This is a genomic window from Sphingomonas sp. NPDC079357 (genome assembly GCF_044901155.1).
Lineage (GTDB): Bacteria > Pseudomonadota > Alphaproteobacteria > Sphingomonadales > Sphingomonadaceae > Sphingomonas.
Map to the genome: position 1 here is coordinate 67,929 of NZ_JBJDOM010000008.1, position 22,270 is coordinate 90,198.

General features: G+C 66.5%; 25 protein-coding genes and 1 tRNA gene. 18 read left to right on the forward strand and 8 right to left on the reverse strand.

Annotated elements, in window-relative coordinates; all coding sequences use genetic code 11:
- Nucleotides 1-35 precede the first annotated feature (35 nt).
- The 4 genes from ACI2JO_RS17585 to dapA are packed head-to-tail and all read right to left on the reverse strand — an operon-like array spanning nt 36 to nt 2,332.
- Nucleotides 36-581 (reverse strand): DUF2062 domain-containing protein, encoded by a 546-nt coding sequence (locus ACI2JO_RS17585; protein ID WP_404721905.1) that lies wholly within the window; start codon nt 579-581, stop codon nt 36-38.
- Nucleotides 582-598: 17 nt separating this feature from the next.
- Nucleotides 599-1,081, reverse strand: coding sequence for an SsrA-binding protein SmpB (gene smpB / locus ACI2JO_RS17590; RefSeq protein WP_404721906.1), 483 nt, complete (start codon nt 1,079-1,081; stop codon nt 599-601).
- Between the two features lie 39 nt (nt 1,082-1,120).
- On the reverse strand, nt 1,121-1,441 hold the full coding sequence (locus ACI2JO_RS17595) for a hypothetical protein (RefSeq protein ID WP_404721907.1): 321 nt from the start codon (nt 1,439-1,441) through the stop codon (nt 1,121-1,123).
- 9 nt (nt 1,442-1,450) lie between these two features.
- A complete protein-coding gene (gene dapA, locus ACI2JO_RS17600) occupies nt 1,451-2,332 on the reverse strand; it encodes a 4-hydroxy-tetrahydrodipicolinate synthase (protein WP_404721908.1) in 882 nt (293 codons plus the stop codon).
- A 113-nt stretch (nt 2,333-2,445) separates the two neighbouring features.
- On the opposite strand from dapA, the gene ACI2JO_RS17605 reads away from it, so the two are divergent.
- From ACI2JO_RS17605 to ACI2JO_RS17620, 4 genes are all read left to right on the forward strand, one after another.
- Nucleotides 2,446-4,407, forward strand: a complete 1,962-nt coding sequence (locus tag ACI2JO_RS17605; protein ID WP_404721909.1) for a lytic transglycosylase domain-containing protein — start codon at nt 2,446-2,448, stop codon at nt 4,405-4,407.
- Nucleotides 4,404-4,898, forward strand: coding sequence for a transcription elongation factor GreB (gene greB / locus ACI2JO_RS17610; protein ID WP_404721910.1), 495 nt, complete (start codon nt 4,404-4,406; stop codon nt 4,896-4,898). Before ACI2JO_RS17605 ends, greB begins: the two co-directional genes overlap by 4 nt.
- A gap of 198 nt (nt 4,899-5,096) precedes the next feature.
- Nucleotides 5,097-5,885: an NYN domain-containing protein gene (locus ACI2JO_RS17615; RefSeq protein ID WP_404721911.1), complete on the forward strand. Its 789-nt coding sequence runs from the start codon at nt 5,097-5,099 to the stop codon at nt 5,883-5,885.
- A gap of 2 nt (nt 5,886-5,887) precedes the next feature.
- Nucleotides 5,888-7,516, forward strand: a complete 1,629-nt coding sequence (locus ACI2JO_RS17620; RefSeq protein ID WP_404721912.1) for a M28 family peptidase — start codon at nt 5,888-5,890, stop codon at nt 7,514-7,516.
- Nucleotides 7,517-7,658: 142 nt separating this feature from the next.
- On the opposite strand, the gene ettA is transcribed toward ACI2JO_RS17620, so the two are convergent.
- The gene (gene ettA / locus ACI2JO_RS17625; protein WP_404721913.1) at nt 7,659-9,338 is read right to left on the reverse strand and encodes an energy-dependent translational throttle protein EttA; all 1,680 of its coding nucleotides are present in this window, start codon (nt 9,336-9,338) and stop codon (nt 7,659-7,661) included.
- A 110-nt stretch (nt 9,339-9,448) separates the two neighbouring features.
- Here ettA and ACI2JO_RS17630 point away from each other — a divergent pair, with 110 nt between their 5' ends.
- The 9 genes from ACI2JO_RS17630 to ACI2JO_RS17670 all read left to right on the forward strand — a co-directional run bounded on the left by ACI2JO_RS17630 (nt 9,449) and on the right by ACI2JO_RS17670 (nt 15,392).
- Nucleotides 9,449-10,846 carry a M20/M25/M40 family metallo-hydrolase gene (locus ACI2JO_RS17630; protein ID WP_404721914.1) on the forward strand — a complete coding sequence of 466 codons (1,398 nt, stop codon included), beginning with the start codon at nt 9,449-9,451 and terminating at the stop codon, nt 10,844-10,846.
- A gap of 163 nt (nt 10,847-11,009) precedes the next feature.
- The gene (locus ACI2JO_RS17635) at nt 11,010-11,273 is read left to right on the forward strand and encodes a hypothetical protein (protein WP_404721915.1); all 264 of its coding nucleotides are present in this window, start codon (nt 11,010-11,012) and stop codon (nt 11,271-11,273) included.
- A gap of 24 nt (nt 11,274-11,297) precedes the next feature.
- On the forward strand, nt 11,298-11,558 hold the full coding sequence (locus ACI2JO_RS17640; RefSeq protein WP_404721916.1) for a hypothetical protein: 261 nt from the start codon (nt 11,298-11,300) through the stop codon (nt 11,556-11,558).
- A gap of 127 nt (nt 11,559-11,685) precedes the next feature.
- Nucleotides 11,686-11,762: transfer RNA gene (locus ACI2JO_RS17645), tRNA-Pro, on the forward strand.
- A gap of 100 nt (nt 11,763-11,862) precedes the next feature.
- Nucleotides 11,863-12,135, forward strand: a complete 273-nt coding sequence (locus tag ACI2JO_RS17650) for a hypothetical protein (protein WP_404721917.1) — start codon at nt 11,863-11,865, stop codon at nt 12,133-12,135.
- 57 nt (nt 12,136-12,192) lie between these two features.
- Nucleotides 12,193-12,522, forward strand: coding sequence for a hypothetical protein (locus ACI2JO_RS17655; RefSeq protein WP_404721918.1), 330 nt, complete (start codon nt 12,193-12,195; stop codon nt 12,520-12,522).
- A 37-nt stretch (nt 12,523-12,559) separates the two neighbouring features.
- Entirely contained in the window at nt 12,560-13,168 is a 609-nt protein-coding gene (locus ACI2JO_RS17660; RefSeq protein WP_404721919.1) for a hypothetical protein, read from the forward strand.
- 173 nt (nt 13,169-13,341) lie between these two features.
- Entirely contained in the window at nt 13,342-14,343 is a 1,002-nt protein-coding gene (locus ACI2JO_RS17665; protein ID WP_404721920.1) for an alpha/beta fold hydrolase, read from the forward strand.
- On the forward strand, nt 14,340-15,392 hold the full coding sequence (locus ACI2JO_RS17670; RefSeq protein ID WP_404721921.1) for a serine hydrolase domain-containing protein: 1,053 nt from the start codon (nt 14,340-14,342) through the stop codon (nt 15,390-15,392). The genes ACI2JO_RS17665 and ACI2JO_RS17670 overlap by 4 nt, the downstream gene beginning before the upstream one ends.
- 11 nt (nt 15,393-15,403) lie before the next feature.
- Here ACI2JO_RS17670 and ACI2JO_RS17675 read toward each other — a convergent pair whose 3' ends face one another.
- On the reverse strand, nt 15,404-16,540 hold the full coding sequence (locus tag ACI2JO_RS17675; RefSeq protein WP_404721922.1) for a winged helix-turn-helix domain-containing protein: 1,137 nt from the start codon (nt 16,538-16,540) through the stop codon (nt 15,404-15,406).
- Nucleotides 16,541-16,715: 175 nt separating this feature from the next.
- On the opposite strand from ACI2JO_RS17675, the gene ACI2JO_RS17680 reads away from it, so the two are divergent.
- Nucleotides 16,716-16,883, forward strand: coding sequence for a metallophosphoesterase family protein (locus ACI2JO_RS17680; RefSeq protein WP_404721923.1), 168 nt, complete (start codon nt 16,716-16,718; stop codon nt 16,881-16,883).
- On the forward strand, nt 16,865-17,452 hold the full coding sequence (locus tag ACI2JO_RS17685; RefSeq protein WP_404721924.1) for a metallophosphoesterase family protein: 588 nt from the start codon (nt 16,865-16,867) through the stop codon (nt 17,450-17,452). The genes ACI2JO_RS17680 and ACI2JO_RS17685 overlap by 19 nt, the downstream gene beginning before the upstream one ends.
- A 70-nt stretch (nt 17,453-17,522) precedes the next feature.
- Here ACI2JO_RS17685 and ACI2JO_RS17690 read toward each other — a convergent pair whose 3' ends face one another.
- The gene (locus ACI2JO_RS17690; RefSeq protein ID WP_404721925.1) at nt 17,523-18,539 is read right to left on the reverse strand and encodes an aldo/keto reductase; all 1,017 of its coding nucleotides are present in this window, start codon (nt 18,537-18,539) and stop codon (nt 17,523-17,525) included.
- A 151-nt stretch (nt 18,540-18,690) separates the two neighbouring features.
- Here ACI2JO_RS17690 and ACI2JO_RS17695 point away from each other — a divergent pair, with 151 nt between their 5' ends.
- Genes ACI2JO_RS17695 through ACI2JO_RS17705 form a run of 3 tightly spaced genes read left to right on the forward strand, consistent with a single transcriptional unit; the run spans nt 18,691 to nt 21,078 of the window.
- Nucleotides 18,691-19,587 carry an AraC family transcriptional regulator N-terminal domain-containing protein gene (locus ACI2JO_RS17695; RefSeq protein ID WP_404721926.1) on the forward strand — a complete coding sequence of 299 codons (897 nt, stop codon included), beginning with the start codon at nt 18,691-18,693 and terminating at the stop codon, nt 19,585-19,587.
- A 40-nt stretch (nt 19,588-19,627) separates the two neighbouring features.
- Nucleotides 19,628-20,545: a GNAT family N-acetyltransferase gene (locus tag ACI2JO_RS17700; protein WP_404721957.1), complete on the forward strand. Its 918-nt coding sequence runs from the start codon at nt 19,628-19,630 to the stop codon at nt 20,543-20,545.
- On the forward strand, nt 20,542-21,078 hold the full coding sequence (locus ACI2JO_RS17705; RefSeq protein WP_404721927.1) for a GNAT family N-acetyltransferase: 537 nt from the start codon (nt 20,542-20,544) through the stop codon (nt 21,076-21,078). The genes ACI2JO_RS17700 and ACI2JO_RS17705 overlap by 4 nt, the downstream gene beginning before the upstream one ends.
- Before the next feature lie 23 nt (nt 21,079-21,101).
- Here the strand turns inward: ACI2JO_RS17705 and ACI2JO_RS17710 are convergent, their stop codons facing one another.
- Nucleotides 21,102-22,265, reverse strand: coding sequence for an MFS transporter (locus ACI2JO_RS17710; protein ID WP_404721928.1), 1,164 nt, complete (start codon nt 22,263-22,265; stop codon nt 21,102-21,104).
- Nucleotides 22,266-22,270: the final 5 nt, after the last annotated feature.

Consider the following 22,270-nt stretch of genomic DNA (forward strand, 5'->3'; position numbering starts at 1 on the left):
AATGCGCGGTTTGTAACCAGCCGTGATCGCCTGCGCTAGTTACCGTGGCGACGATGGCGCCACTTGCGCGCGATCCACAGCCGCCACAGGAGCGCCGCCAGCCCAAAGCCAAGCAGCGCGCCGATCAGCGCACACACCATCATCCCCACGGCGGTGGCTGGGCCAACGTCCTGCAACAGCCAGTCGATCCAGCCCGGCGCCGCCTGCACCGCGTCACCCAGCGGCTGCCCGGGCACGGAGCGATCAAGATGCAGTAACCAGTTGCCGACCTTGTAGTACATCACGAACAACAAGGGCGTGGTCAGCGGGTTGGTGAAGAAGGTCGTGAGCGCCGCCGCCGGCACGTTGGCGCGCAGCGGCAGCGCGAGCACCGCCGAGGCCGGAATTTGCCCCAGCGGTATAAGGATGCCGGTGAACATTCCCAGCGCCACACCGCGCGGCACTGAGCGCCGCGTGAAGCGCCATAGCTCCGGTGCGAGCACGCGGTGCGCGACCGGGCGAAGCACGCGGCTGTTCGCCATCGACTCGCGCGTTGGCAGGTTGCGGCGGCTCCACGCCGCCACGCGTTCCCACAGGGTCACGGGCCGCGTCGCCATGGTCAGCCGTGATCGCGCAGGATGCGTCCGGCCTCGCGCTTCCAGTCGCGCTCCTTGATATGCTCGCGCTTGTCGTGCGCCTTGCGCCCCTTGGCGAGTGCCAGTTCCACCTTCGCGCGCCCCTGCCCGTTGAAATAGATCATCAACGGCACCAGCGTCATGCCGTCCCGCGCGACCGCGCCGTGCAGCTTGTTTATCTCGCGCTCGTGAAGCAGCAGTTTACGCGGTCGCTTGGGTTCGTGGTTGAAGCGGTTGCCGTGGCTGAATTCGGGTATGTTCGAATTGACCAGCCACACCTCCTCGCCTTTCACCTCGGCATAGCTCTCGGCGATCGAGCCCTCGCCGAAGCGCAGCGATTTCACCTCGGTGCCGGTGAGCACGATTCCCGCCTCATAGGTGGTGTCGACCGCATAATCGAAGCGCGCGCGGCGGTTCTCGGCGACGATCTTCTTCTTGTCGAAGGTGGCGGGTTTGGGACGCGACATGAGGGCGATGTAGGCGTGACCGGCGTGAGGGGCAAACGGCTAACGGCGAGATTTTCCGAGCGGGATCTTCAGGCGGATCATCGCACGGTTGCTGGGCGCGCCGCCGACGCTGGCAGCCTCGGCTTCCGCCGCCAGCGTCGCGCGGCCGCCGAGGATGGCGGTTTCGGCTTTTGGGAGTGCCGCCGCGTCGGCGTCGTAGCGGTCGGTGAGTGGGCGGAGCCGGAAGCGGTCCGGATCGGGGCGACGGCCGCACACGACGACATCATTGCCGGTCGGGGCGCGACACGGGTCGGGCACGGCTGGCTTGTCGAGCAATGGCCCGGCGACGACGAACTGGAGCGGGACCCAGAACGCCGTCACCGCTGCCTCCTATAACCCGGCGCGCGCCAGACCGGCGTCGACCGCCGCGCGGCTCGCTTCGGACGGCCAGGTCATCGGCAGACGCAGGCCGTCGGGGAAGCCGGGACGGACCTTCGTCAAACCGTATTTGACCGGGCCGGGCGACGCGTCGGTAAACAGCGACGTGTGGAGCGCGAACAGCTCGTCATGGATCTCGCGCGCAGTGGCATAGTCCCCGGCGGCGCAGGCGCGCTGGAAGTCGGCGCACAGCCGCGGCGCGACATTGGCGGTGACCGAAATGCACCCCACCCCGCCGTTGGCGTTGAAGGCGAGCCCGAGATCGTCGTTGCCCGACAGCTGGCAGAAAGCGGCCCCCAGCCCCGCGCGGTGCTGCGAGACGCGGGTCAGCACGCCCGAGGCGTCCTTGACCGCGACGAACACCTTCGGAAACGCCGACACGATGCGGGTCAGCGTTTCCGGCTGGATGTCGGTCACGGTCCGCGCCGGCACGTTATACAATACGATCGGTAAGGGCGTGTCGGCGGCGAGGGCCTCGAAATGGCGGAAGATCCCCTCCTGCGACGGGCGATTGTAATAAGGCGGCACCATCAGCGCCGCATCCGCCCCCGCGTCGCGCGCGGCGTGCAGGTTCGCGGCGGCGACGCGCGTGTCGTTTGATCCCGCCCCGGCGATCACCGGCACGCGGCCCTTCGCCTGATCGACGCAGACGCGCACGATTGCGAACTGCTCCTCCTTGGTCAGCGTCGCCGCTTCGCCGGTGGTGCCGCACGGCACCAGCGCGGAAGAGCCTTCGGCGATCTGCCATTCGATCAGATCACGATATGCCGACTCGACGAAATCGCCCTGCGCATCGAACGGCGTGACCAATGCGGGGATGGAACCTGAGAACATGAGACGAATTTGCTCCTGACGCACGTTTCGGGGACGCGGTTCAGCGCAGATACGGCTAGGGCTGCTATGCTGTCCACCACGGGCGTTGGTCAAAAACAGTGAAGGCGGGTGCGTTGATCCTTTTCGTTGCAGCAGCAGGAACCCTGGCGGTGGCCGCCGGGCAATTTGGCGGCGTGCCCGCGCCACAGTCGTCACAAGCGCCCGCCGTCACGCGGGCGCTACCATCGATGGTGCAGCCGGTTGCGCAATGGAAGGCGCTGCAACAGACCGACGCGCTGCCGTTCGACAGCTATTTCTCGTTCATCAGCGCGCATCCCGGCTGGCCGGGCGAGGCCGGGTTTCGGCGCACGCTGGAGCGCAAGGCGGCGACCGACCCGAACACGCCGGTGACGAGCGTTGCGGCCTTCTGTCGCCGCTGGAAACCGTTGACCGCCGCGGGCTGGATCGCCTGCGCGCGCGCCTATCAGGCGACCGGCGCGAGCATGGACGCGCAGGTGGCGGCGCGCACCGGCTGGCGGCAGGGCAATCTGTCGCCGCAGGATGAATCGACCGTGCTGACCCAGTTTGCCAGCGCGCTGTCCCCCGCCGACCATGACGCGCGCACCGACGCCTTGCTGTGGCAGGGCGCGACGGGCAGCGCGCAGCGGATGCTGGTCTATACCAGCGAGGCGGCGCGCCCGCTGTTCACCGCGCGGCTGGCGTTCCGCAGCAATGCCGAGAACGCCTCGGCGCTCGCGGCCAGCTATGACGCGATCGGCGCACGCGACGCCGGCTATATCGCCGACAAGGCGATATGGCTGCGCAACTCGGGCGCGAGCCCCAGCGCGCGCGGCTGGCTTGCGCGCACCCGCAGCGGCATGACGCGGCCAGGCAATGTCGAAAAGTTTTACGAGGCGCTGCTGGTCAACGCCCGCGCGGCGGCGGCGGACGGCCAGTGGCAGACCGCCTATGATATCGCGCGACAGATCGACGACGCCTACCCGGCAGGCACCGACGTTTCAATCAAGCCGTATGGCGAACGCGACGATTATACGTCGCTGGCGTGGCTGGCCGGCCAAGCGGCGCTCAAACTCGGGCGGCCCGCCGATGCGCGCGCGATGTTCGAGCGCTACGGGCTCGGCAGCCAGTCGCCGCAGACGCGCGCCAAGGGGCTGTACTGGGCGGCGCGCACCGCCGAGCAGGCGCGCCAGCCCGACGCCAATGCGCTTTTCGAGCGCACCGCCGGCTATCGCGACCAATATTACGGTCAATTGGCGATCGAGCATCTCCGCCGGCCGCTTACCGCGCCCCCTGCCCCGCCGACGCCGGTGATCGCGGCGACCGCACGCTCGGCCTTTTACGGTCGGGAGGTGGTGCGCGCGGCGCAGTTCCTTGGGCAGGCCGGGCAATATCAGGACCAGACCGCCTTCGTGAAGCAGATCGCTGCGGATGCGACCAGCGACACCGACCATTATCTTGCGGATGAATTGTCGCGCTCGCTCGGCCGGCCCGATCTCGGCGTGCTGCTCGGGCGCAGCGCGATGCAGAACGGCCTGACCGAATATAGCGCCAACGGCTTCCCGACCGTTGCGGTGCCGAGCGGGTACGAGGCGGAGTGGCCGTTGATCCATGCGGTCGCGCGACAGGAGAGCCAGTTCGATCGCATGGCGCGTAGCCCGGTCGGCGCGAGCGGGCTGATGCAGCTGATGCCCGGCACCGCGCGCGAGCAGGCCGGCAAGCTCGGGCTCGACTACGATCCACTGCGGCTGACCAGCGACACCAATTACAACATCCAGCTCGGCTCGAGCTATTTCCAGCGGATCTTCGCGCTGTACGGCAGCTATCCGCTGGCAATCGCTGCCTACAACGCCGGGCCGGGCAATGTGAACAAATGGCTGCGCGCCAACGGCGACCCGCGCACCGGCGCGGTCGATGCGGTCGACTGGGTGGAGGCGATCCCGTACGGCGAGACGCGCAATTACGTGCAGCGCGTGCTGGAGAATGCGGTCGTTTACGATCTGATGAACCCGGCGCGCGCCAAGAGCCGCGGTCCGAACAACCTCAGCTGGTATCTGGGCCGGGCACGCGGCGGATGACCGACCGGCCGAATTACATGACGCCCGCCGGTTATGCGAAGCTGCGCGCGGAATATGAGCAGCTGTTTGCGAAGGATCGTCCGGCGCTGGTCGAGACGATCAGCTGGGCGGCGGGCAACGGCGACCGGTCCGAGAACGGCGATTACATCTATGGTCGCAAGAAGCTGCGCGAGATCGACCGGCGGCTCGGTTGGCTGTCGAAGCGGATGAAGGCGGCCAAGGTCGTCGATCCCGCCCAGCAGCAGGACCGTTCGCGCGTGTGGTTCGGCGCAATCGTGACGATCGCCGACGAGGAGGACAACGAACGCGTGCTGACGCTGGTCGGCGACGACGAGGCCGAGGCGGGCGCGGGTCGCGTCGGCTGGAACGCGCCGATCGCCCGCGCCTTGCGGGGGGCCACGGTCGGCGATTTGCGGCGGGTGATGCTGCCGGCGGGCGAGCGGGAATATGAGATCGTTGCGATCGCCTATCCTCAGCCACAGGGGTCGTAACTTGGGGTCATCCCCGTTCGCTATCCATGAACCGTCATTCCCGCGCAGGCGGGAATCCAGAACCGCTGACCTCCCGACTCTATCCACGGACCTGCGCGTCTGGATTTCCGCCTGCGCGGGAATGACGACCTTGTGATCGATCACACCGAGGCTGCGCGAGAGATTGACCCCGCGCCTCCCGCAGCCGATGCAGCGAACATGGCTTCCGACGACAATCTCAATCGAAACATCGCGCTGCTGATCGACGCCGACAACGCGTCGTGGCAGGCGCTCGACCCCGTGCTGACGGCGCTTGCCGAGTTCGGCCGCGTCAATGTGCGGCGGGTCTACGGCAATTGGTCCAAGGAAGGGTTGAAGGGCTGGCGTGACATGAGCGTCATGCACGGCATCGAGCCGCAGCAGCAATTCGACCTGACGCGCGGCAAGAACGCCACCGACATGAAGATGACGATCGACGCGATGGACCTACTTCACCGCGGGCGCGTGGACGCGTTTGGCATCATGTCGTCGGACAGCGACTTCATGCCGCTGGCCACGCGCATCCGGCAGGACGGGCTCGAGGTCTATGGCTTCGGCAACAGCAACACGCCCGCCGGCTTCCGCAACGCCTGCACGCGCTTTATCGACGTCAATGCGTTGATGGAGACGACCAAGCCGAAGCGTGCGCGGCGTGTCGAGGTGCCGATCGGCGAGTCGGTGCCGCCGCCGATCGGCGCGGTGGCGACTGGCCCTGCCCCGACTCCGGCAGCAACGCGCCCAGCCGACGATCCCGAATTGCTGCAACTGCTTCACGACGCCTATGATTCGCTGAAGCCGGATGCCAAGGGCTTTGTACGGCTGTCGGCGTTGGGGCAGCGCGCGGCCAACCGGTCGAGCTTCGACGTGCGCAATTACGGGTACAAGCGCCTCTCCGATCTGGTCGATGCGATCGGATCGATCGATGTCGACCGCCGCGACAATCACGTGCTGGTACGATGGAAGGATTGACGATGCGGCTCACTCTCGCGCTGGCACTGGCCGCAACGATCGCCAGCCCGGCGCTGGCGGAGGAGGCCGCGCCGCAGCGACTGTCCGACGACGTGCGGGTGCTCGCCTCGCCCGAATATGGCGGGCGTGCCCCGGGCACTCCGGGTGAGAAGAAGACGCTCGACTGGCTGGTCGCGCGCTTCACCGCGCTCGGGCTCCAGCCAGGCGGTCTGGACGGGCAGTGGCTCCAGAAAGTGCCGCTGATCCACACCCGCGTTGCCCCTCAAGCGCGTATGTCGATCGGCCGCACCACGCTGACGCAAGGCAAGGAGATCGCGGTCACGACGGTGCGCGATGCGCCGGCGGTGGCGATCAAGGATTCGCCGATGGTGTTCGTCGGCTATGGCGTCTCCGCGCCCGAGGCCGGATGGGACGACTTCAAGGGCATGGACCTGCGCGGCAAGACCTTGGTCTTCCTCGTCAACGACCCCGATTTCGAGGCGCAGGCCGGCGACGACGCCAAAGGCAAATTCGGCGACCGTCGCATGACCTATTACGGGCGCTGGACCTACAAGTTCGAGGAAGCCGCCCGGCGCGGGGCGGCGGCGGCGCTGATCGTCCACGACACCGGCGGCGCGGGCTATCCATGGTCGACGGTCAATGCCGCGAACGGGGAGAATTACGACATCGTCCGCACGGCGAGCGACCGCCGGGTGCCGTTGCAGGGCTGGATCGAGCATGATGTCGCCGACCGGCTGTTTGCGGACGCCGGACTCGATCTTGCCAAGCTGCGCGTGGCGGCGCGATCGAAGGCGTTCCGCCCGGTGGCAATGACGCCGCGCTTCTCGGCGACCGCGAAGGTCGCGGTCGAGCGGATCGAGAGCGCCAACGTGCTAGCGAAAATCCCCGGCACGACGCGTCCCGACGAAACCGTGATGTTCGCCGCCCACTGGGATGCTTATGGCGAGGGCCCCGCGGATGCCTCGGGTAAGACGCTGCGTCCCGGCGCGGACGACGATGCGCTGGGGACGGCCGGCGTCGTCGAGCTGGCGCGGCTGTTCAAGGCCGCCCCCGCGCCGGAGCGGACCTTGGTGTTCGCGCTGTGGACGGGCGAGGAGCGCGGGCTGCTCGGTTCCGAACATTACGCGGCGCATCCCGTCTATCCGCTCGCGAAGACCGCGGCGAACCTGACGCTCGATATTCTCCAGACCGCGGGGCCGGCGAAGGATGTGGTGCTGGTCGGACAGGGGCAGTCGTCGCTCGACGGGTTGCTGGCGGACGCGGCGCGCGCGCAAGGCCGCACCGTGACTTCCGAGACGTTCAGCGAACGCGGCCTCTTCTACCGCGCCGATCATTTCTCGGTGGTGCGGCGCGGGGTGCCGTCGCTGCTGCTGATGGCGCTCGGCGGCGCGGCGGACCTGCGTGACGGCGGCCGCGCCGGTGGGCAGAAGTGGCTCGACGACTATATGGCCTGCTACCACAAGACCTGCGACGCCTGGGATGCAGGGTGGAAGCTGGACGGCGCGGCGGCGGACGTCGACCTGTTTCACGCGATGGGCCAGCGGCTGTCGAAGGCCGGCGTGTGGCCGACCTGGAGCGCGGGCAGCGAGTTCCTGGCGTTGCGCGACAGAAGCGCGAGCGAGCGGAGGTAGGCGTGATTTCAGGCGATCGCGTGCTTCGATTGCCTGGGTCTGCTCGCCGCGTCGCCTCGGACTTGATCCGAGGTGACGGTTACAGGTTTCAACACCCGGCACGAGGGAACGGGGCGCGCGGTAGCGCCCCGCCCTCAACGCATCAGCGAGTAAGCTTCTTGTACGCCAGCCGCGTCGGGCGGTCGGCGGCGTCGCCGAGACGGCGGCGTTTGTCTTCCTCGTAGCTTTCGTAATTGCCTTCGAACCATTCGACATGGCTGTCGCCTTCGAAGGCGAGAATGTGCGTGCACAGGCGATCGAGGAAGAAGCGATCGTGGCTGATCACCACGGCGCATCCCGCGAAGGTCTCCAGCGCCTCTTCGAGCGCGCGCAGCGTCTCGACGTCGAGGTCGTTGGTCGGTTCGTCGAGCAGCAACACGTTGCCGCCCTCCTTGAGCATCTTGGCCATGTGGACGCGGTTGCGCTCGCCGCCCGAGAGCTGGCCGACTTTCTTCTGCTGGTCGGGCCCGCGGAAGTTGAACGCGCCGACATAGGCGCGCGTCCCCATTTCCTGCTTGCCGAAGCGGAAGACTTCCAGCTCGTCGGAGATTTCCTGCCAGACGTTCTTGTTCGGATCGAGATCGTCGCGGCTCTGGTCGACATAGCCGAGCTTGACGGTCGAGCCGACCTCGATCGTCCCTGAATCAGGCACTTCCTGCCCGGTGATCAGCTTGAACAGCGTCGACTTGCCCGCGCCGTTCGGCCCGATCACGCCAACGATGCCGCCCGGCGGCAGCGTGAAGTCGAGATTGTCGAACAGCAATTTGTCGCCATAGGCCTTGGTCAGCCCCTTGGCCTCGATCACCTTGCCGCCCAGGCGGGAGGGAAGCTGGATCAGGATCGCGGCCTTGCCGGCAACGCGATTTTCCTGCTTTTCCATCAGCTCGTCAAACGCGCGGATTCGCGCCTTGCTCTTGGTCTGTCGCGCCTTGGGCGTCTGACGCATCCACGCCAGCTCGTCGGCGATCGCCTTCTGCTTGCCGGCTTCCTCGCGCTCCTCCTGCTCGAGGCGCTTGGCCTTTTTCTCCAGATAGCCCGAATAGTTCGACTCGTAGGTGTAGTAACGACCGCGATCGAGTTCGAGCACCCAGTTCACGACATTGTCGAGGAAGTAGCGATCGTGGGTGACAAGGATGACGTTGCCGGTATATTCCTTGAGGTAGTTCTCCAGCCACGACACGCTTTCGGCGTCGAGGTGGTTGGTGGGCTCGTCGAGCAGCAGGATGTCGGGCTTTTCCAGCAACAGCTTGCACAATGCGACCCGGCGCTTCTCACCGCCGGACAGGTTGGTCACCGCTGAATCGCCGGGCGGGCAGCGGAGCGCTTCCATCGCCTGCTCGAGCTGGCTGTCGAGGGCCCAGCCGTCGACCGCGTCGATCCTCGCCTGAAGATCGCCCATCTCCTCCATCAGCGCGTCGAAGTCGGTGTCGTCCTTGGGATCGCCCATCTCGGCCGAGATCGCGTTGAAGCGATCGACCAAGTCGGCGACCGGGCGCACGCCGTCCTTGACATTGCCCATCACGTCCTTGGTCGGATCGAGCAGCGGCTCCTGCGCCAGATAGCCGACGCGGATGCCGTCCGCCGCCCAGGCCTCGCCGACGAAGTCGGGGTCCATCCCGGCCATGATCTTCATGAGCGTCGACTTGCCCGAGCCGTTCGGCCCGATGATCGCGATCTTGGCCGAGGGCAGGAATTGCAGGTGGATGTTGTTGAGGACGGGCTTGTTCGCGCCCGGGAAGGTCTTGGTCAGACCCTTCATGACATAGGTGTACTGAACGGCCATCTGGCGCGCGGCTCCGTGAAAGAGAGGGTGCAGCGAAAAAATCGTCGGCGCGCATGTAAGCGCAGCCCGCGCCGTTGGCAAACCGCACCGGGCCGGTTACGCCGCGAGCTATGAAGCAACTTTCCCCGCTGACGATCGCCCTGCTGCTCGCCACCCCCGCCGCGGCGCAGCGCACCGCGGCGCCGACGCCGGCCGCCGTTGATCCGCAGGTCGCGGCGTTGCGCGACGCCGCGCTGAAGGACGATAGCGCCTATGACATCGTCGAGGGGCTGACGACCGAGGTTGGGCAGCGGCTCGCGGGCACCGAGGCAGAGGCCCGCGCGCGCGACTGGGCAGTCAAGAAGCTGACCGCGCTCGGCTTCAGCAATGTTCGCGCCGAATCGTACAAGATGCCGGTGTGGGTGCGTGGCGACGAGACTGCCGAGATCATCGCCCCGGTCCCTCAGAAGCTGACACTGGTCGCGCTCGGAAATTCGGCGAGCACCGGGTCGCGCGGGCTGACCGGCGAGTTGGTCGTCTTTCCTTCATATATCGAGTTCGCCAACGCGCCCGCGGCAGCGATCAGCGGCAGGATCGTCTATATCGGCAATTCGATGCAGCCGACGCAGGACGGGTCGAGCTATGGCAGCAGCGGACCGGCGCGCTTCACTGGGCCGGCACTCGCCTCGCAAAAGGGTGCGGCGGCGATCGTCATCCGCTCGATCGGCACGGATACGCACCGGCTGCCGCATACCGGGGTCACCACCTTCCCGGCGGGCGTGAAGCCGATCCCGGCCGCCGCACTGTCTACGCCGGACGCAGCTTTGATCGAACGGCTGGCAAAGCGCGGACAGCCGATCCGGCTCAAGCTGCTGCTGACACCAAAAATGATCGGCGAGCGCGAATCGGGCAATGTCATTGCCGAGGTGCCGGGCACCGACCCGGCGGCGGGCGTGGTGCTGGTCGGCGGACATCTGGATAGCTGGGACCTCGGCACCGGCGCGATCGACGATGCCAGCGGCGTCGCGATCACCGCCGCCGCGGCCAAGCGGATCCTGGACAGCGGTCAGCGCCCGCGTCGAACGATCCGCGTCGTCTGGTTCGGGGCCGAGGAAGTCGGCGGGTTCGGCGGCGAGGATTACGCCAGGCGTCATGGGAACGAGCGCCATGCCACCGCATCCGAGAGCGACTTTGGTGCCGACCGAATCTGGCGGTTCGAAACACAATTCCCCGACAGCGCGGTAGCGATCACTGGGCGACTCTCCAGCGCACTCGCTCCGCTCGGGATCGTCGCGGGTAGCGGGCGTGGCGGCGACGGTACCGATATCGCTCCAACGATCGCGATGGGCGTGGCGGGCGTCGACCTGAACCAGTCGGGGCTGCGCTATTTCGAAACTCACCACACGCCCGACGATGTGCTTGAGCGGATCGATCCCGAACAATTGCGCCAGAATGTCGCGGCATGGACGACGATGCTGGCGATTGTCGCGAACGCTCCCGAAGAGATCGGACCGGTGGCGCGCCCGTGAATTGGGGGTGAAAGGTGCGCCATGGCGGGTCACCATTCGTCGCAACCTTTCGCAAAGGTGAATTTTGCTTATTGACCCCCCCGGTTGGTAGGGTATTGCGAGGGTTCGCGACGGCGCTGGGGTCGGGCGCGAGTTTTTTTATGTAATGCTTGGGAGCATTCCGATGAAGAAGATCCTGCTCGTTGCCGCCGCCGCTGGCCTGATGTCGGTTGCCGCTTGCTCGAAGTCGCCTGAGGCTTCGGCGGTCGAGAACAACGCCGATGCGATGGCTGACAACATGGATGCGATGGCAGCCAACGTTGCCGACATGTCGAACACCACTGCGAACCCGTTCGCCGAGGACAACGCCGAGGCAGTCGCCGAGAACATCCACTCGGCCGCGGACAACGTTCGTGACGCCGGCGAGGACGCTGCGAAGAACATGTAATCGATGGGAGCCGTGCCGGTGGTCATGAGGAAGTTCCTTCCCCTGCTCGCGATCGCGCTTTGTGGCGTATCGGGATGCAGCGATCGTTCCGGCACGGCTTCGATCGGTAACAATGCCGAGGCGGTGGCCGATGCGCTAGAGCGCAAGGCCAACGACCTCGACGCGATGGCCGAAGCCACCGCCAACGACAGTGCCGCCGCCATGCTGGAGGGTGCTGCCGACAATTTCGCGGACCAGGCGGACAACCTCCGCGACATGGCCGAGGATGATACCGCGGCGCGTTGAGCAGTCAGTGGTTTGGTGGGGCAACGCCCTTGCGAGGCGCCTGAGGGCGCCTCTTCTTTTTATGAGGGATACGCTCCGCCGCTTGCATGCGCGGACCGCACGGCCTAGGCCGATCCCTCACCCGCGTCGGGGAGTGGCGCAGTCTGGTAGCGCGCCTGCTTTGGGAGCAGGATGTCGCAGGTTCGAATCCTGTCTCCCCGACCATCCGCCTCTAAGTCTCTGATTTCGCGTCTTAACGACGGCGATCAGAGACGGTTGTACCCTCGACTGTACCCCTTGGCGTGGCGGAATAAGCTTTTCGAACGTGGCGCTGCGCGGCAGTCACGATTGGTGTCGCAAGAAAATGACGGTGGCTGGCGTGCTGTTAACGCTCGCGTTACCCACCGGTGCGATGAGCTTTACGGAATTGCCCATGGGATATGGCGAACGATCCTCTGGGGTAAGACCCGACCAGCTCAAAAAGGTATTCAGCGACGCGCTGCGCTGGCAGTTGCAGCCCATCCTCGAGGATCAGATCGCCAGCAGCACCCCCGCCGTCGATCATGCCAGCCTGAACTCTCGCTATGCCGAGGCATGAACCTTCCTGTCGAAACGCGGCGTCGAGGCGAAATGGTCGCTCGATGACTATGAGCGCTTGATCGACAACGGCTGGGACATGCGAGAGGCGAAAGCAGTCGCCGGTACTATCTCCGATCTCCAGAGCGGGAGCCCAGCCTCCACAAAACGGATCGACAGCTATGTCACCAACTTTGGGCTCGCGCCAACGGCCACAAACCTCGACAAGCTGCACGCCACTGTCTGCGCCGCTAAAGCGGTGGCGTGCCGCAAGGCGACGGCAAGCCTGTCGGCGAACGGAGACGTTTCCGACAACTGGATCGACGACGCACTGGCGGACGACACACCATTTGCGTGGGAAGAGGTGCCGGCCGATCCCCTCGCAACGATCGACTGTTGTCACGCCTGAGGCACCAGCAAAGGCGCCAGTGCCAGAGAAGCCGAACATGCGTCTGCGGGAGGCAGCCGACAAATATATCAACGCCCACAAGAAAGAGAAGGCGTGGGATACGAACACCGTCAAACAGGTCCAAACCGCCATTCGCCTATTCGATTTCGCATATGGAGAAAATGTCTTCATTGAGGACATAAAGCAGGAGCATGGAACCGCCTTCACCGAACTAGGCCGGGCTCTCCCCAATCGCTTGGGGCGCACGACCGAGGAACGGGCGGGCGGGATCGCCGCGAGCCTCGAACGGGTCAATTCTATGGCACCAGATATGCTCAGCGTGTTCCAGATGACGATCAACAAACACATCACTTGGGTTACGGCTGTTCTCGATCATGCCGAGGGAGCGAACGCAAAGGTGGGGCATCGTCCCGCTGAGCCGATCACCTTCAGGAAGGCCCGAAAAGGCATCGGCAAAAAGGCACGTCAACAGCGCAACCGTAACCATGACAAGCGCGCCGACTGGTCGATACCAGAACTTCGCCGTTTGCTGTCCGCTCCGATCTGGGTCGGTTCAACCGGAATCGATCGTCGTCGGACGCCGCGGGGGGCGATCAGATCATCCGTGGGGCCGGCAAAATTGACATCACCACGTAACAGGAACTGACAGTCCCGTACTGTCGAGACGCCGAGCCGCTACGCGGACTGCTGATCTCCGCGCAATGAACAGGCGTCGAAAGGAAGCTACTTGCTATTGCGTGAGCTCTGGTCGCTACACGCCCGCCTCGATAGAATAAGCGCATAAGGGGATATCGGCATCGCGACCGGTGTTACCCTTTGATGCTTCGTCCCTTTCTCGCTGCCGCCGCCTGTTCCGCCCTGCTTTCAACCGCTGCCTCGGCGCAAACCGTGCCACTCGGTGCCAATCTGGAGCAGTTCGACTATCCTGCCCCCGTGCACTGGTTCGAGGCGGCGTCACAGGGCCATCCGGTTCGCATGGCCTTTCTCGACTGGCAGGCGACCGCCACGCCCAACGGCACGACGGTCGTCCTGCTCCACGGCAAGAATTTCTGCGCCGCGACCTGGGGCGACACCGCGCGCGGACTGACGGCAGCGGGCTACCGCGTCATCGCGCCGGACCAGATCGGCTTCTGCAAATCGTCGAAGCCGAGTGGCTATCAGTACAGCTTCCACACCATGGCCGCGCTGACTGCCGCGCTGCTCGACCGGGCCGGGGCCGGCAAGGTCGTGCTGGTCGGTCATTCGACCGGCGGCATCCTCGCCACCCGCTTCGCGCTCCTCTACCCCGAGCGGGTCGCGAAGCTGGTGCTGGTCAATCCGCTCGGCCTCAACGACACGCTAAGCGAGGGCGTGCCCTATGCCGATCTCGGTAAGCTGCGCGCCGAAGAGGCGAAGACGGACGCGTCGTCGATCAAGGCCTATCAGCTCCGCAACTATTATCATGGGGTCTGGCGGCCGGCCTATGATCGCTGGGTCGCCATGCTGGCCGGGCAATATGCCAGCCCCGATGGCGACACGGTGCGCGACGCACAGGCCCGTTTGTCCGATATGATCCAAACCCAGCCGGTCGCGGCCGAGCTGCCGCGCCTAGCGGTGCCGACCACGCTCATCATCGGCCAGCGCGACTTGACGGCCTTTCGGGCCAACAGTGCGCCCGGGGGCCGGCGCACCCGCGTCCGCACCGTGCCGCAGGCCGCCGAGGATGCGGTAAAGCGCATCCCAGGCGCCCGCCTGATCCGCCTGGACGATCTCGGCCATTCGCCGCAGGTCGAAGCGCCCGCGGAGTTCCTGCACTCGCTTCGCTCTGCGGTGACGCCGTGAAGCGATATGCCTGCGCGCTGGTGCTCCTCGTCGCCAGCGGTTGCGATGCTGCACCTGCGCCACGGCAAGCCGCCATGTCTCGCCCGGTCGAGACGCGCGGTGTGGACGGCGCCATCCTGGCCGACACCGTTGCCCAAGCCAGCCGTCTTCCTCGGCTCCGCTCGCTGCTGGTCCTGCGCGACGGACAAGTGCTGGCCGAGCAGCGCTTCAACGGCGGGCCGCCGCTCGACCGGCCGGTCAACATCAAGTCCGCGTCCAAGTCGGTCCTGTCCGCGTTGGTTGGAATCGCGATCGCGAAAGGCGCGCTGACCGGCGTCGACCAGCCCGTGCTGTCGGTCCTTCGCAACGATGCGCCACCCGATCCCGACCCGCGTCTTGCCCGGCTGACCGTCGAGGACCTGCTGACGATGCGCGCCGGACTGGAGCGGACGTCGGGTGAGAATTACGGGCGCTGGGTGTCCAGTCGCAACTGGGTCCGCTTCGCCCTCGCGCGCCCGTTCGTCGATGAGCCGGGCGGCGCGATGCTCTACTCGACCGGCAACACGCATCTGCTGTCGGCGATGCTGACCCGCACGTCGGGACGCGACACCCACACGCTGATGCGCGACTGGCTGGCGGAGCCGCTCGGCATAACCATCCCGCCATGGTTGCGCGACCCGCAGGGCATCTTTTTCGGCGGCAACGACATGATGATGTCACCGCGCAGTCTGGCCCGGTTCGGCGAGCTCTATCGCCTGGGCGGCGTGATCGACGGGCGGCGGATCGTTCCCGCCCGCTGGATCGAGGATAGCTGGACCCCGCGCACCGTATCGCCGTGGAGCGGCGGGCAATATGGCTATGGCTGGTTCGTTGGCACCAGTCGCGGCCATCCGTTGCGCTTCGCCTGGGGCTATGGCGGGCAGATGCTGTTCATCGTGCCGGACCTGAAGCTGACGGTGGTCATGACCTCCGATCCAAGCGGCGCGCGGGACAATGGCCATATCGCCGCGCTCCACGCGCTGCTCGACGACGGCATCGTGCCCGCTGCTGAGAGGGGTGGAGCAACATGACGGGAAGACGCTCAAACCCGATGGACGATCGCGCCGATGCGGACGGCGTTCAAACCGAGCCATGCCGTCATCCGGTCGAGCTCGGCCTCAAGCCGAGGCAGCGTATCGGCGGGCGCTCCCGGTTCCAGCGTGATGCGGTGCGCGAGCAGCAGCCCGGCCTGCCGGTCCGCCTTCAGATCAACCCGGGCAACCAGCGCCTCGTCCATCAGGAAGGGCAGCACATAATAGCCATGCGTGCGCCGATCCTGCGGCACATAGATTTCGATGCGATAGTGGAAGCCGAACAGGCGTTCGGCGCGTGCCCGCCCCCAGATCAAAGGATCGAAGGGCGCGAGCAAGGCAGCACTGCGCACCCGGCGCGGCATGGTCGCGTCGCGATGCATCCATGCCTTCTGGCTCCAGCCCTCGACCCGCACCGGCACGAGCACTCCGTCTTCCGCCAGGTCGGCGATGGCGTGATCGGCTTCGGCGGGTTTCAACCGGAAATAGTCGCGCAGATCGCCGGCGGTCGCGACGCCCAGCGCACGAGCGCTCCGTTCGATCAGCGCACGTTGCGCCGCTCCGGCCGACGGCGTTGGTAGCGCCAGCACCGCCGGCGGAATGACTCGCTCGGTCAGGTCGTACAGGCGCGCGAAGCTGCCCCGCCGGGTCGCGGTGGTGATCTGGCCGGACCAGAACAGCCATTCAAGCGCGTGCTTGACGTGGCTCCATTCCCACCAGCCGCTGCGGCTGGACCCGTTCTCGAAGTCGGCCGCGGCCAGCGGGCCTTCGGCGGTGATCCGTTCGAGAACGGCGTCAGCCTCGGCCCGGCGTTCGACCGCGAACCGGCGCAGCGCCTGATAGCCGATCTCGCCTCGCTCCGCCCGCGCCATGCGCCAGCGGAGCAGCGGGTGGAGGTCGAGCGGCAGCAACGACGCTTCATGTGCCCAATATTCGAACATCCGCCGCTGGCGTTTCGGCCCCCACGCATCGCCCTCCAGAAAAGCTCGGTCATAACCACCGAGCCGCGAGAACGCGGGTAGATAGTGCGCCCGCGTCAGTACGTTGACGCTATCGATCTGGAAGAGGTTGAGCCGCTCGGCGGTGCTGCGCAGGTGGAGAACCGACGGGCTGTCGGGACGCGCGCGACCAAAGCCCTGGGCTGCCAAGACGATCCTGCGGGCTTCGCGGAGAGAAACGCTCATAGTGGGGAGAAGAACTGTAATCGGGCGGCCGTCAATCCAGCGGGCCGGCAGCGTGTGGGGCGCTGCCCTGCATGGCGTTTTGAAGGAGCGTCTGCCAAGTTCCGCCTGGACGCCGCGCGTCTCCGCCGAGGAGGCAGCATTGAAGATCGGGGTTATTGCCGACGCCCATGGAAATCTGGCTGCGCTGGAGGCTGTCCGCGACGCAATAACCGCCGCCGCGCCCGACCTGATCGTCAATCTGGGCGACCTCGTGTCCGGCCCGTTCGATCCTGGGGCGCCGAGCTTCAGATGCGCTCCGATTATCTGACCATCGCTGGAAACCACGAGCGGCAGTTACAGGACGGCAGCGACGGCGCCTTCGACGTTCTGGCGCGGCCACTCCTGACCCAAGAGCATTGGGTATGGATCGAGGGGCTGCCCGCGACGCTCACCCTTTGCGACGGCGATATCTTCGCCTGCCATGGCAACCCGGCCGGTGGCGATCTGGAATATCTGCTCGAGGACGTGATGTCTGGCCGCGCGACACTGGATGCCGACGTCGCCATCCGGCCGCATCTAAAGGGGATCGGTGCCGCCAGTTTGGTGCTGTGCGGGCACACGCATACGCCGCGCATGGTGACGGTCGATGGCGTGCTGATCGTTAACCCCGGCGGCGTCGGGATTCCGTGCTACCGGGATCGGGGCGCGACCCCGCACGTCATGGAAGCGGGATGCCCGCTGGCGCGCTACGCCATCGTCGAACGTCGTAGCACCGGCTGGGCAGCCGAACTGCACGGCGTGCCCTATTACTGTAAAACTACCGCTCGCCAGGCAGAGGCTTTCGGCTTTCCGGCCTTTGCCTATGCCGCCCGGACGGGCCGTCTCCTGCCCGGTTGATCCGTTGCCCCTCCGGAGTAAAGTTCGGTTCGGCGGGACGATCGAAACCGTCCCGCCGAACCTGCGACGGTCAGGCGCGATAGCCGCCCTGGCGCTCCAGCATCCAGCCGGGATATTCCGCAGGCAGCTTGGTCACCGCATCGAGCGCAGCCAGATCGTCCGCGTCGAGCGACACCTGGGTCGCGGCGATATTATCGGTGAGCTGGTCGACCCGCTTGGCCCCGACGATCACGCTCGTCACCACCGGCTGGTGAAGTAGCCAGGCGAGCGCGACCTGCGCGACGGTGCAGCCCTTCGCCTCGGCGATGCGGCGCATCTCGGGGATCACCACCGAACCACGGGTGCGATCGACCGGCGGAAAGTCGAACGTTGCGCGCCGACCGTCCGCCGCCTGACCCTCGCCATCATATTTGCCCGACAGATAGCCGCCGGCGAGCGGACTCCACACCATCAACCCGATCTTCTCCGACCGCAGCATCGGCACGATCTCGCGTTCCAGGTCGCGGCCGACCAGCGTGTAATAGGCCTGGAGCGACAGGATCGGCGCGAGCCGCCGCGCCTGGGCGATGCCGACCGACTTCATCACCTGCCACGCCGCCCAGTTGGACAAGCCGAGATAGCGGACGTGACCATGGCGGACGAGCGTGTCGAGCGCCTCCAGCGTCTCCTCTATCGGCGTCGCAGGATCAAAGCCATGGATCTGGTAGAGGTCGATATGGTCGAGGCCGAGCCGCTGGAGGCTCTGCTTGCACTGGCTGAGGATGTGGCTGCGCGAGGCGCCGCGCGCATTCGGGCCGTCGCCCATCGGGCCCAGCACCTTGGTCGCGATCACGACATCGTCGCGGGCGACGCCGAGGTTCTTGAGCGACTGGCCGAGAATGCGCTCGCTCTCGCCGCCGGCATAGACATTGGCGGTGTCGATGAAGTTGATGCCGGCACCAAGCGCGGTCTTCACGAGCGCATCGGCCTCGTCCTGGCGAAGCTGACCGATCTGGCCCCAGATGCCCTCGCTGCCGCCGAAGGTCATGGTGCCGAGGCAGAGTTCGGACACGAACAGGCCGCTATGGCCGAGTTGGCGCATACGCATGGGATGCATACTCCTGTTGGAATGGATGAGCCGGAGGTACGCCGCGAACGCTCGGCGCCGCGACGCCGATCCGATCAAAGGCCTGCCCGATCCTATCAAATTGACGCGGCCGCCGGTGCATTCGGTGCTCGGCGAAGCTAAGGTATCTGCCATGACGACGTTGTCCGACCTTGCCCGGCTGATCGAGCGCCATTGGTTGGTCCATGGTCGCGAAACGCCGATCCCGGGCCTGCTCATCACCCGCGCGGAGGAGCCGACCGGCATCATTCGCACGGTCTATCGGCCGTCCTTCTGCCTCGTCGTGCAGGGCGCGAAGATGTCGATGCTGGGGCCGACGCCCTATCATTATGCCGAGGGGCAATGTCTGCTCGCCTCGGTCGACCTGCCGGTCACGTCACGCATCATTCGAGCGAGCGCTGAGGAGCCCTATCTAGCGCTGTCCCTGGCGATCGAGCCCATGACCGTGGCCGATCTGGTGGCGGAGCAGCCTAGCACGCCGGGACCGGCTGCCGCCTTCAACGCGCTGGCGACGAGCGACCACGATCCGGCGTTGCGTGATCCTCTCAGTCGTCTGCTCGAACTGCTCGACCATCCGGCCGATCAGGCGGTGCTCGCCCCGCTGATCCGGCGCGAGATCGTCTGGAGGCTGCTCGGCGGAAGTTTGGGACCAGCGCTGCGCCAGATGGGTCTGGTCGATACCCATGCCGCGCGGATCGGCCGCGCGACGGCGTTCATCCGCGACCATTATGCCGAAACGCTACGCGTGGCCGATCTCGCCGCGCTGGCGGGCATGAGCGTCCCCGGCTTCCACCGCCACTTCAAGGCGGTGACGACGATGACGCCGGTGCAGTTCCAGAAGCAGGTCCGCTTGCAGGAAGCACGCCGCCGCCTGGTCGCCGCCGAGGAGGTCGCGCGGGTCGGCTTCGCGATCGGTTACGAAAGCCTGTCTCAATTCAGCCGCGACTATCGCCGCCTGTTCGGGGCACCACCGGGTCGCGATGCGGCAGCGATGCGCACGCAACTGGTGCCGGAGCCGACGCTGCCCTGATACTTGACTTCGTCAAGTAAATGGATCCAGCATGGCGGACATGGAAGATGCAGACGTCACCGCCATCCGCCGGTTCAACCGCTTCTACACCCAGACGATCGGCGCGCTCGATGCCCGGTTCCTCGGCACCGAGGCGAGCCTGCCCGAAGCCCGTTTGCTGTTCGAGATCGCCACGCGCGAGCCCGTCACCGCCAGCGTCTTGCTGAACGCGCTGGGCATGGACGCGGGTTATCTCAGCCGCCTGGTCGCACGCTTCGAAAAGCGCGGTTGGATCGTAAGGGTGCGCCGTGACGACGATGCCCGCGCCCGCGACCTGCGGCTGACCGAAGCGGGACGTGAGGCCTTCGGCACGCTCGACCACCGCCAGAGCGATGCCGTCGGCGATCTGCTCGCAACAGTGGACGGACAAGCGCGGCGCGATCTGGTCGAAGCCCTGACGCGCGCGCGGCTGCTGCTCGATCCGGCCTCGGGTGGGCTGTTCGTGATCCGGCCTTTTCGCACCGGCGAGCCCGCGCTGATCGCCGCGCGCCAGGCGCTCCTCTATGCCGAAAGTCACGGCTGGGGTCGCGAACTGGAGGTGATTGAAAGCGAGGTCACCGCGGCGTTCCTGCGCGACTTCAATCCCGAGCGCGAGCAATGCTGGGTCGCCGAGATCGACGGGGTGATGGCGGGCGCGGTGTTCGTGACCGACGAAGGCAACGATATCGCCCGGCTGCGGCTGCTGCATGTCGAACCCTTCGCCCGCCGCCGGGGCATCGGCGATGCGCTGGTCGGGGCTTGCGTCACCTTCGCACGGGAAGCGGGCTATCGCGCGTTGACGCTGTGGACCCACACCGTGCTGGAGTCTGCGCGGCGCCTCTATGCCGCGCATGGTTTCGTGTGTGCCGAGACGGCGATGCATGAGCGGTTCGGCATTCCGCTTCAGGGAGAGACCTGGCGGCTGGATTTGGCGGCGTGAGCGGCCGCCTGACGATCCGCCTCGCGAGCGAAGCCGACCTCGGGACGCTGCGCGACTTGATGATGCTGTCGATCAATCGCGGCCAGGCGGCGGTGCTGACCCCGGCGCAGATCATCGCCAGCCGCTCGGTGATGGGGCTCGACACGCAATTGGTGCGCGACGGCACGTACTTCGTGGTCGAGGACCATGGCGTGCCGGTCGGCTGCGGCGGATGGAGCCGGCGCGCAACGCTCTATGGCGGCGACCATAGCGCCGAATTGCGCGACCCGGCGCTGCTCGATCCGGCGAAGGACGCCGCCCGCATCCGCGCTATGTACACCCACCCGGACCATGTCCGGCGCGGGATCGGCCGGATGATCCTCGACCGCTGCGAACAGGCGGCACGGGCGGAGGGTTTCGCCGCCGTAGAATTGATGGGCACGGCCGGCGGCGTACCGCTCTACGCGGCCTGCGGTTACGACCCGGTTGAGCGCGCCGATACCCATGTCGATGGTGTCGTCGTGCCGCTGACCCGGATGCGGAAGCGGCTGTGATCCAGGGCTAGCGTCGTTGCCTGTCAGGCCGGGCAGGCCTTGGCGTTCGGCCGATGCCGGAACGCCAGCAGCATCGCCAGCGCCACCGCCGCCATCGCTGCACCGGCCAGCGATACGGTGGGCAAGCCCAGCCCAGCCCCGATCACGCCGCCGCCCAGCGCCGCACCGATCGCGTTACCAAGGTTGAAGGCACCGATATTCATCGCGGAGGCGAGGTTTGGCGCGTCCGAGGCCGCGTCCATCACGCGCATCTGCAAAGGCGGCACGATCGCGAAGCTGGCGATGCCCCAGATCAGGATCGCGATGGCAGCGGTCACCGGCCATTGCATGAGAACCGTGAAGGCAAGCAGCGTCAGCGCCATGATCGCCAGCATCGTCATCAGCGCCCGGTCGACCGAACGGTCCGCAAGCCGCCCGCCGATGCCGTTGCCGATCGTCGCGCCGACGCCGAAGAGCATCAGCATCGCGGTGACATAGCCGGTCGAGCCATGCGTCACATCGCGCAGGATCGGCACGATATAAGTGAACACGGTGAACACGCCGCCAAAGCCGATCGTGGTCAGCGCCAGCGCCATCACCACCGGCCCGCGCGTCAGCACCAGCAGTTCGGCGCGCATGTCGCCGCCCTCCACAGCCGGCAGCGACGGCAGCGCGAAGCGGAGCGACAGCATCGCGATCGCGCCGACGCCCGCGATCCCCGCAAACGCGGTGCGCCAGCCAATCGCCTCGCTGACCCAGGTCGCCGCTGGCACGCCGCCGATGGTGGCGACGGTCAGCCCGGTGAACATAGCCGCCACCGCGCCCGCACGCTTGTCCGGCGACACGAGGCTGGCGGCCACCACCGATCCGACGCCGAAGAACGCGCCATGGTTGAACGAGGTGACGACCCGCGCCGCCATCAGCATCCAGTATCCGTCCGCCACCGCCGACAGCGCATTGCCGAGCGTGAAGATGCCCATCAACGCGATTAGCAGTGTCCGCCGGTCGATCCGCCCGGTGGTGAGCGTCATCAACGGCGCGCCGATCAGCACGCCCATCGCATAGGCGCTGACCAGCAGCCCGGCGGCGGGGATTGACACATGCAGGTCGGCCGCGATCACCGGCAACATGCCCATCGGCGCGAACTCGGTCACGCCGATGCCGAAGGCGCCGACCGCCAGCGCGAGCAATCCGAGGTTGAACTTCATGATCT